Raw genomic sequence first — 13,850 nt, forward strand, 5'->3', positions numbered from 1 at the left:
CTACAATTGATGCTCCACACGCGCAATAATATCGTCTTGAATTTGCTTATTTAAATCAACAAAGAAGGCGCTATATCCAGCAACTCGAACCAATAAGCCGGAGTATTTTTCTGGATGCTTTTGAGCTGCTAACAATGTTTCCTTTGATTGAACATTGAATTGGACATGTTGAATCTTCAATTTTGTAAAGGCCATTAAGAAGTCAGCAAATTTATTTAATCCTTGGTGGCCCTTCAATGTATTCGGTTGAAATTTCAGATTCAAGAGACTGCCATTTACAGTTAAGTAGTTATCTAATTTACTGACAGACTTCAATACAGCAGTCGGTCCTAAATGATCACGACCAACCATCGGAGATAAACCTCCGTCCGCTAACTGTTCTTGAGCTTTGCGACCATCTGGTGTTGCACCGACTGCTTCACCCAATGGAATGTGTGCTGAGACTGTGTAAGCACCTGGGATGAACTGCCCCCCTCGAACATTTTCATATTTCTCTAGTTCCTTTGCGTAATGCCGAAATAATTCTGCCGCAATGTTGTCTAATTCTTCATCATCATTACCAAATTTCTCAAAATCTTGAATCACATGTTTTTGTAGCTGTACATATTTTCCAGAATAGTTTTTCTCCAACGCATCAACCAACTCACTAAAAGTCATTTCCTTGTTCTCAAAAACCATTTTTTTCACAACATAAAGAGAGTCGCTCAGGTTCGCTTCCCCAATCCCTTGTACGCCAGAAAAGTTATAGCGAGCTCCACCTTCTGTAACATCCTTCCCTTTTTCTAAACAATCATCGATTAAAATTGATAAGAAAGGCGTTGGCGCATAGTGACGATGTCCCAGATCCACAATATTTGAGCCTTTGACTACTAATGACACATAATAATCAATCTTTTCCTCAATCGTTTCAACTAATCGCTCATAGGTCAGTGACGGATCATTTCTTAACTCGTACATGCTTAATTCCATGATTCGCAATAAATTGAAGAGAGCGATATCATGCAATCCATATGTTTTACCAGGAATAGATGTTTCTACACAACCGACTGTCGCATAATCACGCGCATCATCGAGGGACACTCCCTTACTCAAAAATGCCGGAACACAAACTTCATCATTGAATAGCTGTGGAATTCCCGTCCCCAAACGAATGGTCTCGACCGTCTTCAACAAAAATCTCCGCGGAATCAATTCATTCATACGAACTGATAAATTTGGCTGAGGAAGTAGAATCTCATGGTAAAGCTCTAGCATAACGAATGACAATGGATTGACTGCCGTATGTCCCAACTCATCTAGTCCACCTAGAACAACTGTGTACCCAGTGGGAAACCCAGCAAAACATTTTGCGCTGCTTTGGGAACGCAAAAGCACAACATCGTTTGTCTTGATATAAAAATCACCCAATACTTCATACAAGAATTCTTTAGCGACACCAGAATGCAGCGATGTTTCGTAAAATTGATACAAATACTGATCCATTCGTCCTAACGAAAGTGATGATGCATTTGATTCATATTGTCCAACAATGCTAGTCATCCATAACAATTGCAATGCTTCATAAAAAGAAGTTGGCTTCTCGATGCTCAATTTGCGGCACATTATCGAAATCGTTAATAATTCTTCTTTTCGTTGTGCATTTTTTTCGTGACTGCTCATCACTTCTGCTAAATCTGCATATCTTAAAAAATGGTCCTGCATGGCGCAAAAAATAATTTTACCTGCTTGATAAAAATGATTTTCAGGTTCTTCGTGGATTTTACTATCTAATATGTTAAGGTAGCCTCCTATTCCTCTTGATAAAATACCTGGAAAATCCATGATAATATGCCCCTGGCCCTTATCCGTTTGGTTCAATTTAAACACATCATCTTTTAAAGCATTCGTAACTTCTTCAGTTAACTCCCCATTAATAAAATCCTTCATAGAGCGATTTTCCCAATATGGATACAATTCTTCACGATAAATCTTTTTATCCGCTTCAGTAAATTCAAATTGATCCTGTGGTCTTGTTGCGATGGTATCAATTTCCTGCATAATCCAATACGGATCCATTTCTGGTGAAAGGATTCCTGAACGTGGTCGAACGGTTCGATTCCCTACCAATAATTCTCCTGCTCGAATACTGATTTTTACGTTTGCTAAAATATGCGCGACTGCTTTTGCACGCCGAATAATTGTTTCTTCACCTTCTGTCTGACGATAGCTTTCTGTATAAAGCAACGCACGCTCCAATGAAATCTGCCGTTTTTCTTTAAATAAATGTTCCTTCATCCTTTGAATTCGCGAATTTCCCTTTGCCATAATATTTGCACTATCTTTTTCATGATCAATGACTTCTGATTCCATTTCTAACTCCTCCTTGCTCTCTTCTATTCGTTTTTAGTATAGAAATATTTTTCGTTTGAAACTACAAGATTCTTTGAAATCCTAATAAAAAATTGGAATTATTCAATTTTTCCCAAGTTTTTTATTGTTTTTATTGGATTCTCGTGCTACGTTAGGAAAAAAGGAGGTGCCTCTATGAAGGCCGATGAAATTGCTCAGCGACGCAAAGAAATTACTGACCTTTTGTATCAGAAAAATGAACTTAAGGTCCGTGAATTAGTAAAAAAATTTCATGTCTCTGATGAAACAATTCGTAAAGATTTAGCATACCTTGCCCAAGAAGGTGTTTTAGAAAAACAACATGGCAAAGCTATTCTGATTAAAGAAAAAGAATTAGCTCCAGTTTTTCAACGAACCACTCAACTTTCAGAAAAGGAGCGTATTACACAAGCCGCTTTAGCTTTTATTTCTGAGGAAGATTTTACAATTGGTTTAGATCAAGGCAGCACTATTGCACTTTTAGCAAAAAAAATAATGCCGTTAAAAAAGAGACAGATTTTTACCAGTTCATTAGCGGCGATCCTCCAATTAGTGAATGGGACTCATAAGCTTTTTTGTTTTGGCGGTGAATATTCGACTGCAGATATGGCCTTTCGCAACAGTGGTAACGAAATCTACCCTGATATTCAATTCGATCTTTGTTTTTTTGGTTCCAGTGGTGTGAAAAATCGCAAAGGCTTTTGTACATCTTCTTTGATTGATGCTGAAACCAAACGACGAATGCTAAAAAAATCCACTAAAAAAATCGTTTTGCTGGATCATACAAAATTTGAGAAAACCTCTCTGGTACAAGTGGCTCCATGGTCCGAGATCGATGTCGTCATTACTAGCAAAGGACTTTCTTTAGATTATGAACGCATGATCAGCGCTTACGCAAAATTATTATTGGTTTAAAAAGATGTGCCGAAAAAAATTCGACACATCTTTTTTTACATAATCTCAATATCTAAGTCAAAATCGTCACCCTGACCAACACTTTGCAAATTTTCCTCAATAACTGGTTTCTTCAAAACAATCACGATTCCTGCTGTGATAACTGAGCCAATCAGTGTACCAAGAATATAAACCAATGGATTCTGTGCGACTGGCGCAACGATCCAGCCACCCCAGGGTGCTGGATTTCCTGCACCTAAAACCATCGCAATAGCGGCACCGATAGCACTGCCGATCATATTTGCAGGGATGCACCGAAGTGGATCAGCCGCTGCAAATGGAATCGCCCCTTCTGATATTCCTACCAGTCCCATAACAATCGCGGCCTTACCAGAATTTCTTTCCTCCACCGAGAATTTTTTTGGAGCAACAATCGTCGCTAAGCCCATCGCAAGCGGAGGGATGCAGATTGCCGCACCAATTCCTGCCATGATCGTCAAGGCAGTGTCACTTGGTAAGCCCGTCGCTGGATTAATTGTTCCCACCATTGCCGAACCAAAACTAAATGCCACCTTATTGATCGGACCTCCCATATCAGAAGCGATCATCGCTCCTAAAATAAGACCTAATACAACGAGGTTTCCGGTTCCCATCGACTCCAGCCATTTGGTTAAAGCGGTCATTAGTGAAGCAATAGGTTGACCAATCACCCAATACATCAATACGCCAACAATCAATGTCCCAAATAATGGGATAATAAAAATTGGTCCAAGTGAGCGGAGGCTTGATGGCAATTTGATTTTTTTCAAATAAAAGACTACGACTCCAGCAACAATCCCAGATAAAATTCCACCTAAAAATCCAGCACCAATATTACTTGCAATCAATCCGCCAATAATTCCTGGTGCAAGTCCTGGTCGATCCACCATTGAAAAGGCAATATACCCAGATAAAATCGGAACCATCATTCCTAGACCAGTGATTCCAATATTTGCAATATCTGCTAGCCAACCTTTATCCGGTACGGAAGCATTTCCTGAAAGCAAGACACTCAACGCTAATAAAATACCACCCGCGACAACAAATGGAATCATATACGAAACACCCGTCATCAAATTTTTTCTGGTATTTTTTAATAGTTCAATCATTCCGATTCCTCCTAGTTCTCTTAAAACATTCAATTCTTTAAAGAAAAATGGCCTGTTTCAACATTGTCTATCCTTCCGCTAAAGTATCGCCCTTTTTTCTGTTACTTTAAAACGGAATTGATCTCTACTTTGATAATTTTTGTTGTATTTTTTTGACGATCGCTTCCCCCTTATTGATGCAGTCTCCCGCACTCACACGAACAACAGGTTTTCCTTTGAAACGTTCTTCGTTTTTGATGCCGATGTTATTGGTTAAGATAACAGCTTCAGCTTCTTTGATTTGTTCTGGTGTCAATTCATTTTCTATTCCAATTGAACCTTGTGTTTCCACATTGATTTCTACATTATTCTTCTTGGCTGCGATTTCCAAACTTTCTGCGGCTAAATACGTATGAGCAACTCCTGATGGACAAGCTGTTACGGCGACTAATTTCATATATTCTCTCTCCTTTTGTAATATTTAGATGACAACGCCAGCTAAGCTATCGGTTAATAAATTGACAATTTCTTGATCACTTGTAGCCTGTTGCAAGGTATTCCGAAACTCCTGATGAACTAACTTTCTAGATAATCCTGCGATGATCTTTAAATGCTGATCTCCTTGACAATCCTCTGGTACGGCCAGTAAAAAAACTAAACCAACGTTTTCTCCATCCAGACTCTGCCAATCAACTTGTTTTGTTAATCGGCCAAAGGCTACTGTTGTTTCTTTGACATGCGGACTTTTTCCGTGAGGAATGGCGATACCAAATCCGATGCCAGTAGTTGTCAAATTCTCACGTTCTATTACACTTTCAACATAACCCGCATGGTCGTATAACCGTCCTTCCTGATTGATTCGTTCTGCTAAAATATTGATGGCTGTCATTTTTGAATCTGCCTCAATCGCTAAATCGATTAATTTTTCATTGATAACTTGCATGTTTCTACCTCCTGACAATATCGTGATAAATTTCTATTGCTTCTTTTTCAGAAAAAAATCGATTGAGCTGTTTCTCCGATTGCACAATTTTATGAATATCCGTGATGACACCGCGAACAAGTTTCCGATCACTTTTGGCAATACACATCAATAAAACGTATTGGACTTTCCGTTGATCCCAAATAATCGGCTGCTTTAATGTGACGATGGCAATTTTTGACTGCAAAACATTTCGTGGCGCAGCATGAGGAATCGCTACTCCTGTGGCTAGTGCCGTCTCGCCAATCGCCTCACGATCAAAAACTTCCTTACGAAACTCCGCCGTGACGATTTTCTTTTTCTCCAAATGATCAATCATCCAATTTAAACAGGTCTGTTTATCAGAAAAGCACTTGTGGGTATGAATAAATGTTCGATCAATTATCTTTTTCAAAAATGGGAACTCCAGAACCTCACTTTCTTCTGGTTCGCCTGAATAAAATAAAGTTGAGTAAAGTGAAGTAATGTTTACGATATCCTCTTGCGTCACTAATGGTGAAACTTGTATGACTGGTTTCTTCAGTTCCTTCAGTTTGATTGAAGTAATGATCAAGTCCACATTATCTAAAACTTTCTTGTAGAGCTTATCCACTGTCGTAATTTCTGCAATATCCTGTGCTGGTAAAATACGTTTGATCTTATTGAAAATCAACTCTGACGTTCCCATACCGTTTGGACAAACAATCAAAATTTTTTTTCCATTTTGACTTTTCTCTAAAGAAACCTGAAAATACATCGCCACCAAGGCCACTTCTTCATCATTAAAATGGACACCTAATTTTTCTTCTACGTTTGCTAACGCGTACCAAGTAGCACTGAATGTGATAGCATATTGATTTCTAATTTCCTCTACTAAGGGATTTGTAATCACGATACCCATTTTTAAACGATAAATCATGGGAATAAAATGACTCGTAAATCGTTCAGCTAATTGATGATCCTCCAGAAAATCAACCTGCATGATTTCACTCATGCTTTTCAGTATTTTATGAATCGTCACTGCATATTTTTCATAACTCTCTGGTTCTTTCGCTGTTAACTTCACCCCATAACCAACTAATTGACGATTTATATAGGACACATCTTCTTCGTAGTAATCAAACTCCGCTTTTTCCGCAATGTTAGCTACTAACTCATTCGCAATTAAATACGTATCAATCATTTTAATTTGATCAAATAAAAACTTCTTTTCTTCGATATGCTTTTGCTTGCTTAAACGAAAGCAAAATACTAGTAAACGAATGAGCAGCGATTTTAGATATTGGACGGAAAAATGGAATTCTGTTTGGTTTTTCACATGTTCCAATTGAATGAAAACTGCATTAACTAGCTTTTTCGGAAATATTCGAAAAAGAATTTCCTGTGTTGTTTCACGAAATAACTCTTCAGTAGTGATTCCATGAAAATCCAAGTAATCTTCACAAAAACGAAAAATGCTATTTTGGATCTCTTCTTCGCTACCGATAATATGTGTTCCACGCTTTGACGCGATAAGCGTGACACGATATCGTTCCACAATTTTCTCCAAATCACTTACGATCGAACTTGGACTCACATGAAATTGTTGTGCGAGTTTCTGTTGAGTCACAATCTCATCATCTATTAAAAGTTGCTTAGCGATCTGACATTGTCGATTCTGTGTTTCACTATTTACTTCTACTGTCGTATCCTTGATTTTTTCCAAAAGCTGCATTTTATCCGAAATAGTTCCTTGTAATTGAATGCCGATTCGTGGCTTCTTTTCTAAAACTAATGATTCATTTTTCAAAAAAGTCTGGATTTTTTCCAGATCAGAATAGATTGTTCGATTCGATTTTCCTAACTTTTCCGAATAAAAAGCAACTGGCAAATAGCTCTCATTCTGAACAAGTAAGTGGATTAATTTTTTTTGCCGCAGATTCAATCCTTTCATTTTTATTCCTCCAATTGTAAGCGCTTATCAATCTAACAAAAAGATAGCACAGGATTTTTCTATTGTATAACACATAAGCGTTACACATTAATGTTGAAATTGATTCATTTGCTCCTTTTTCCAGTAAGATGGAAAATTGTAATTTCACGAAAAGCTGGTAATAGTAGGCTTTTTCGGAAACAGAAAAAATATTGAACACATTGAAAAGAAAAATTAAACAGGTGAAAATCACTATCAATCTGCACATATGTGCATAAAAAAATCCTTGCCAGATAATTTGGCAAGGATGGATTTTTTTTATTCCTCTAATGGATTTTCTAGCTCTTCTTCTGCTTTTTGTAAGAGAACTTCCCGTGGCTTACTGCCTGTGGAAGGTCCAATCACGCCATGCTCCTCCAGTTCGTCCACGATGCGAGCAGCTCGGTTATATCCGATACGAAAGCGTCGCTGCAGCAAGGAAATGCTGGCTGTCTGCATGTCGATAACTAAAGCCTTTGCTTCTTCATACAATTCATCCTGCGGTGTTTCTGATGGCGAAGAAGAAGTTTCTTCTGTTGGCATCATTTTTTCTTCGTAGTGAGCTTCCTGCTGATCAGAAACAAATTCTACTACACGTTCTACTTCATGATCAGAGATGAAGGCGCCTTGAACACGAATTGGTTTGTTTTCTCCCATTGGTAAAAACAGCATGTCTCCACGGCCTAATAGTTTTTCCGCCCCATTACTGTCGATGATCGTTCGCGAGTCCGTTCCGCTGGAAACGGCGAAGGCGATTCGTGATGGCACATTGGCTTTAATGATCCCAGTAATAACATCGACACTTGGACGTTGTGTTGCAAGAATCATATGAATACCTGCAGCACGAGCCATTTGGGCTAAACGAGTGATAGCATCTTCAACTTCGTTACTTGCCACCATCATCAAATCGGCCAACTCATCCACGATAACAACTATAAATGGTAAAATCGGACGATTTTGCCCATCTTCTAGATTTTTTTGAATAACTAACTCGTTGAAGCCAGAAATATTTCGCACTCCAGTTGCCGCAAATTTTTCGTAGCGCTCTTCCATTTCCTGAACAACCTTTTGTAGGGCTTGTGCCGCTTTCCGCGGATTGGTTACAACCGGTGTCAATAAATGAGGAATCCCGTTATAGACATTCAACTCAACCATTTTCGGGTCAATCATCATTAATTTGACTTCATTCGGTTTCGCCCGCATCAAAATACTGGTGATAATTCCGTTGATTGAAACAGACTTCCCACTACCAGTCGAACCTGCAACTAACAAGTGAGGCATTTTAGATAGATCGGCGGTCTGAACCATCCCTGAGATATCTCGACCTAATGGTACTTCCAATAATTTATCTGGATGATTAGGCTGGGCTTCAATGATGTCACGGAAGGAAACCATGCTGATCGTACTGTTTGGCACCTCAATACCGATCAGTGATTTCCCTGGAATCGGTGCTTCCATCCGCACATCCTTCGCAGCTAAGGCTAAGGCAATATCATCGGTTAGGTTGACGATTTTGCTGACCTTCACACCAACGGCTGGTTGTACCTCGAATTTTGTCACAGATGGTCCTAAGCTGGCTTTCACAACCTTTGCATCTACGCCAAAGCTGTTGAAGGTTTTTTCTAGTACTTTGATATTTTGTTCGATTTTTTTGTATTCATCACTTTGATCTGCCGCTGGAATTGAATCGAGCAGCGTTGAAGGTGGTAGTTGATAATCATGATCTTCCGGTTCTGCGCTGATCTCGAATTCTAAATCACCGGGATCATCGATTTCTTCTTCATCAAGCTCCACTTTCTTCGTTGCTGCTGATGCCGCAGTTGCTGACAAAGGCTCTAAATTTTCTTGGAAGCCTTCGATTGGTACCAAAGTCATTTGCTCAGGTTCTTTATCCAACTTTTCTTGGCTTTCTTTTGCCAGTTGTTCGCCTGGGGTCAAGGAACGCACTCTGTTTTTTTCACGTTCTGCTTGTTCTGCTTCCATCTTTGCTTTTTCGGCTGCTTGTTTTTCAGCTTTAGCTTGTGCCCTTTGCGCTTGACGCTCTTCCTTTTTAGCAGCTTTTTGAGCTTTTTTCTCGTCTGATTCAGAGAATTTCTCCCGCAAGGTATCAACAAGATAGGCCAAATAATCGGTTACTTGGTTAAATTCTAAGAGACTGAACAAGAAAATACCAAGAATCAATAGTAAAACAGCGATCAAATAACTACCGACCTGTGATACTAAAAAGTGCGTCAAATTATAAAGTGCCGCTCCAAGCATCCCGCCGCCAACATTTTGGGTGATTTGATTTCCTAAAAAATCGACCATTAAAAGATCCCAAGTCGTCTTTAAAATATTTGGATCTTGGCTCTCCACTTTCATAAACAAACGGGCATGGAGAATCAATAAAATCCCTAAATAGAAAACACCGATACCGATCCAACGCCGTGGTTTAGTTATTCGCAGCTTAGTATTTTTCGCTACCAGCAGTGCTCCATAAAAGCCTAATAGCAATGCTAAAAACTGATAGGTATTGCCGCCAATCAAGCGTAATACATTTGCAATTAAATTTCCTAAGAAACCTAATTTAAATATGGCAAAGACTGTGAATAAAATAAATAAAAGCCCAAGCCCGATGATCAGGCGCTGTTCTTGTAGTTGTTTTTGCTTTTTCGTTTTTCTTTTTTTCTTTGTACGCTTTTTTTGCGCCATGTTATCCCTCTTTCCATTCTGTACCATTATACAAAAAAAAGAAGGCGAACAAAAGTTTTGCTCGCCTTTTCTTTTTGGTTAATTAAAATTTAAGGGGACGTTCTGATTACTCTTTTGGTAAAGACCATTCTTCACCAAACCATTTCTTAGAGATTTCAGCATATTTGCCGTTGTCCTGTAATTCTTTGAATGCACTATTAATTTTACTTACTAATTCCTTATCGCCTTTACGTGCGCCAACTGCAAAGTTTTCATTCTTGAAACCAACGTTGAAAATGTTGTATTCATCTAGTTTATTCGCCTTCTTCAAGTAGTAATCCGCATAAACCTTATCAATCAACACTCCGTCGATCCGACCATTTTCCAAATCAATCATTGCTTCATTGAAGCTAGCATACAAGGTTGCATCGTTTTCTTTAACGATGTCCTTCAAGGTTTTTGTCTCATTGTTAAAGGCTTCATAGCCAGAAGAACCTTCTTGAGCACCTAAGACTTTATCTTTCATATCTGCTGCTTTGGTGATCCCGCTGTCTTTTTTTGTGACCAAGACTTGTTCATTTTGCGCGTAAGGATCAGAAAAAAGCACTTTCTTTTCTCTTGATTTTGTAACAGTATAGCCATTCCAGATTAGATCAATCGTACCGTTGTCCAATTCATTTTCCTTCATTGACCAGTCGATTGGCTGAAAATCAGCTTTGATGTCATATTGGTCAAAAACCGCTTTTGCTAGATCAATATCAAAGCCTACGATTTTTCCATCCTCATCCTTGAAGCCCATTGGTACAAACGTATCATCTAAACCAATCGTTACCTTTTTATCCTTCTCAATGGTTTTCCAGCTGTCGTCACCGCTGGCTTCTTTCTTTCCACACGCGGCTAAACTCACTAAAGTCAAAACAGCCACCATTCCCAAAACCAATTTTTTCATTTTCATACTAACTCCTCCTAATATCGTTTTTATTTGATAGGTTCTACCTTCAATACCTTGTCACCAATTTCCTCAGCAAAATCTAAATCATGGGTTACGACGATCTGAGTCACACCGTCTGCTTTTAATTCTAAAATCAAGCTCGCTACTTGCTGACGTAACGCAGGATCTAATGCACTTGTTGGTTCATCGTATGCCAATACCTTGGGGTTCATCGCCATCGCCCGGGCAATCGCTAAGCGTTGCTTTTGCCCACCTGATAATTGATAAGGAAAATTATTTAATAATTCTTCGATATCCAATAATTTCGCTAAATGGTTCGCCTTGCTTGTATAGGTCTCTTTATCCTGCTTCAAGACTAATCGTGGTCCGATCGTAATATTATCCATCACACTCAAATGCGGAAATAATTGGAAATCTTGGAAAACCACGCCAACGACCTGCTCCTGTTGTTTCGAAGAAGTTGGATCAAAGGGGCTTCCATCTAATAAAAACGTCCCGCTGTCAGCTGTTTCTAATCCAGCCAGGGTTCTCAACAGCGTCGTTTTACCTCCTCCAGATGGACCGACGATGGCTAAGATTTGTCCATCAGGAATGACTAAGTCCAAATTATTAATCACTTTTTTACTACCAAAGGATTTGTTTACATTTTTTAATTCAATCATTTTTTCCACCTGCCTAACGATAATAATTCAAACGATTTTCTAGTTGTTTCAAGATAACTGACGTAACTCCTGTCAGCGCTAAGTAAATGATTGCTACACCGAATAACGGAAGTAAGGTAGTGTCACGCTCCATCGCAATTTTCCCCGCGCGCATAACGTCTGATAACCCAAGGATATAAACAAGCGACGTATCTTTCACTAAGTTGATCACTTCATTTCCTACAGACGGTAAAACAATTTTTACGACCTGCGGAATAATGATTCGCGTAATCGTTTGAACCGGTGTTAATCCGATCACCTTCGATGCTTCATATTGGCCAACTGGAATCGATTGAATCCCACCACGGAAAATTTCTGCGTAATAAGCAGCATAGTTCAATACAAAAGCAAACAACGCTGCATCAAAACGATCAAAAATGATTCCAACTAACGGCAATCCATAAAAAACAAAAATCAATTGTAATAATAGTGGTGTACCCCGCATAATCCAAACATAAAAACGTAAAATCCATTGCAACGGCTTAAACTTGCTCGCCAACCCGAATGATAATAAAATCCCTAGCGGCAATGAGCCTAATATGGTAAAAGCAAATAATTTCAGTGTTGTCGTTGCCCCTTGTAATAATTGCGGCATGACGTCGATCAAATAGTTCATCCCAATATCCCTCCATTTTTTCGAAAGTTGCACGGCCTTTCGAATCTTTCTCAAAAAACAACTAACGCCCCCTGGTATCTCTACCAGAGGGCGTTAAATACGCGGTTCCACCTCGTCTTTGTCCTTTTTTCGCAAAAAGGACCTCTACGGGTCAGCCGTTCCAGCGGGTGAAAATAAAAAAGTCCTTTAGTCGCTAGGACTAAAGGACGTAATCACGTGGTTCCACCTTTTTTCATCGCCGTCTCACAACGAACGATCTCAACTGGTCAATCTGACCTCTGCTGTAACGGGCGCTCCCGGATCAGCCTACTAAATTCAACTGATCGACTCAAAGATGTGGTTCACAAAACATTGCTGCCTCTTCTCACCTACCAGAGACTCTCTGAGAACAAATGAACTGCTACTCTTCTTTTCATTGTCGTTTGATTAAGTTGAGTCATACTTTACACGCCTTTTCAGGGTTTGTCAATAACGAACCTTCATCTTTTTATCATCTGTCTCAAATTTAATTATTAGGAACAAATTGAAATTTAGACCAAGGCTTCAAGAAATCCAACATAATCAGTTCTTCTGGCGGAATCTTTCCAACCAAATTTTTTCGTGAATCGCTATGGGGTTCTAGAACGATTTGTAATTCGTTTTTGTATTTGCCAAAATCATCATTTCCTACAACGACATCTCCCACTTGAAATTCTTGGGTGTTGTCATGAACAGGATTTGCAACATCTGCATACTTCACTCGAACCATTGTTGAGCGAACAGCAGTAGAAGTAATATCGCCGCGACGGAAATGCTTCGGATCAGCTACGATTTTACGTTCGATTTCTGTTGCTGCTGGCACAAATTCAATACCTAAGCTTACTTTATAACGATTAACTGCGGCTACTTTTTCTAGTTCCTCATCAGAAGCGTAGGCATTTCCGATAATCACGGTATCAATCAGTCCTGTCGCGAACATATGACGCGCCTGTAGATCGATCGGCAAATGACGATGCATCTCCAATGTCGGCAGTCCATCATTCACGTCCCATGGTCCATATTTCGCTTCATGACTTGTGATAAAAGCGGCTGTCTTGATCCCATGACCTTTGAAGCGTTCACTACAGCTGATGAAGAAGTCATATGGCAATGCCGAACCCTCTTGCGGATAAAAATTATGACAGCCATAAATGAATGGCTCGTTGGCTTCATAAGATAAAATGTTATCAAGATAAGCGACATTATTACTCATATTTAGCTCGATCGCTAAGCCTTCAGGATTATAACTCAGCATCGCTTCTTTGTTACCGTCAAAGCCTTCGTCTAAACGAATACCTTCAGCACCAAGCTCAGCGAAGAAGCTTAAATCATCGTATGAAATGCCTAAATCATCGAAAATTGATGGCGCAATATCCAAGATTGTTTCAAAACCAAGATCCTTCGCGTAATGAATGATACTACCAAATTTTTCGCTGACTTTTTCTTTGCCTTCTGTCACTTCCAGCATACTCATAAAAATTCGCGTATAGCCAAGCTCCGCCGCTTTCTTAATGTAGTCACGATCCGTCTGCGGATCACTATGATCAGGATAGACTGAAATACCTAGTTCACGTTTCACTTAAATTTCCCCTC

Annotated in this window: 11 protein-coding genes and 1 other annotated feature; of the genes, 1 reads left to right on the forward strand and 10 read right to left on the reverse strand. The window is 39.3% G+C overall.

All coding sequences use genetic code 11. The features are described from left to right. The gene (locus IGI52_RS09130) at nucleotides 1–2,349 is read right to left on the reverse strand and encodes a formate C-acetyltransferase (protein WP_438781118.1); all 2,349 of its coding nucleotides are present in this window, start codon (nucleotides 2,347–2,349) and stop codon (nucleotides 1–3) included. Between the two features lie 174 nt (nucleotides 2,350–2,523). Here IGI52_RS09130 and IGI52_RS09135 point away from each other — a divergent pair, with 174 nt between their 5' ends. Beyond that, on the forward strand, nucleotides 2,524–3,282 hold the full coding sequence (locus IGI52_RS09135; RefSeq protein WP_438781119.1) for a DeoR/GlpR family DNA-binding transcription regulator: 759 nt from the start codon (nucleotides 2,524–2,526) through the stop codon (nucleotides 3,280–3,282). Between the two features lie 35 nt (nucleotides 3,283–3,317). On the opposite strand, the gene IGI52_RS09140 is transcribed toward IGI52_RS09135, so the two are convergent. The 9 genes from IGI52_RS09140 to IGI52_RS09180 all read right to left on the reverse strand — a co-directional run bounded on the left by IGI52_RS09140 (nucleotide 3,318) and on the right by IGI52_RS09180 (nucleotide 13,836). Further along, entirely contained in the window at nucleotides 3,318–4,409 is a 1,092-nt protein-coding gene (locus tag IGI52_RS09140) for a PTS fructose transporter subunit EIIC (protein ID WP_311893727.1), read from the reverse strand. Between the two features lie 124 nt (nucleotides 4,410–4,533). Continuing rightward, a complete protein-coding gene (locus tag IGI52_RS09145) occupies nucleotides 4,534–4,845 on the reverse strand; it encodes a PTS fructose-like transporter subunit IIB (protein WP_438781120.1) in 312 nt (103 codons plus the stop codon). Nucleotides 4,846–4,869: 24 nt separating this feature from the next. Next, nucleotides 4,870–5,331 (reverse strand): PTS sugar transporter subunit IIA, encoded by a 462-nt coding sequence (locus IGI52_RS09150; protein WP_127979495.1) that lies wholly within the window; start codon nucleotides 5,329–5,331, stop codon nucleotides 4,870–4,872. Nucleotides 5,332–5,335: 4 nt separating this feature from the next. Next, entirely contained in the window at nucleotides 5,336–7,282 is a 1,947-nt protein-coding gene (locus IGI52_RS09155) for a BglG family transcription antiterminator (RefSeq protein ID WP_438781121.1), read from the reverse strand. A gap of 297 nt (nucleotides 7,283–7,579) precedes the next feature. Beyond that, nucleotides 7,580–9,991 carry a DNA translocase FtsK gene (locus IGI52_RS09160; protein WP_438781122.1) on the reverse strand — a complete coding sequence of 804 codons (2,412 nt, stop codon included), beginning with the start codon at nucleotides 9,989–9,991 and terminating at the stop codon, nucleotides 7,580–7,582. 106 nt (nucleotides 9,992–10,097) lie between these two features. Beyond that, the gene (locus IGI52_RS09165) at nucleotides 10,098–10,925 is read right to left on the reverse strand and encodes a transporter substrate-binding domain-containing protein (RefSeq protein ID WP_016181427.1); all 828 of its coding nucleotides are present in this window, start codon (nucleotides 10,923–10,925) and stop codon (nucleotides 10,098–10,100) included. A 23-nt stretch (nucleotides 10,926–10,948) separates the two neighbouring features. Beyond that, nucleotides 10,949–11,584, reverse strand: coding sequence for an amino acid ABC transporter ATP-binding protein (locus IGI52_RS09170; RefSeq protein ID WP_016181426.1), 636 nt, complete (start codon nucleotides 11,582–11,584; stop codon nucleotides 10,949–10,951). A 13-nt stretch (nucleotides 11,585–11,597) separates the two neighbouring features. Then, nucleotides 11,598–12,239, reverse strand: coding sequence for an amino acid ABC transporter permease (locus IGI52_RS09175; RefSeq protein ID WP_016181425.1), 642 nt, complete (start codon nucleotides 12,237–12,239; stop codon nucleotides 11,598–11,600). 199 nt (nucleotides 12,240–12,438) lie between these two features. Next, nucleotides 12,439–12,664, reverse strand: a binding site (T-box leader). 80 nt (nucleotides 12,665–12,744) lie between these two features. Continuing rightward, nucleotides 12,745–13,836, reverse strand: a complete 1,092-nt coding sequence (locus IGI52_RS09180; protein WP_016181424.1) for a DUF871 domain-containing protein — start codon at nucleotides 13,834–13,836, stop codon at nucleotides 12,745–12,747. Nucleotides 13,837–13,850 lie beyond the last annotated feature (14 nt).

Source organism: Enterococcus sp. DIV0187 (assembly GCF_051713785.1).
Lineage (GTDB): Bacteria > Bacillota > Bacilli > Lactobacillales > Enterococcaceae > Enterococcus_A > Enterococcus_A avium.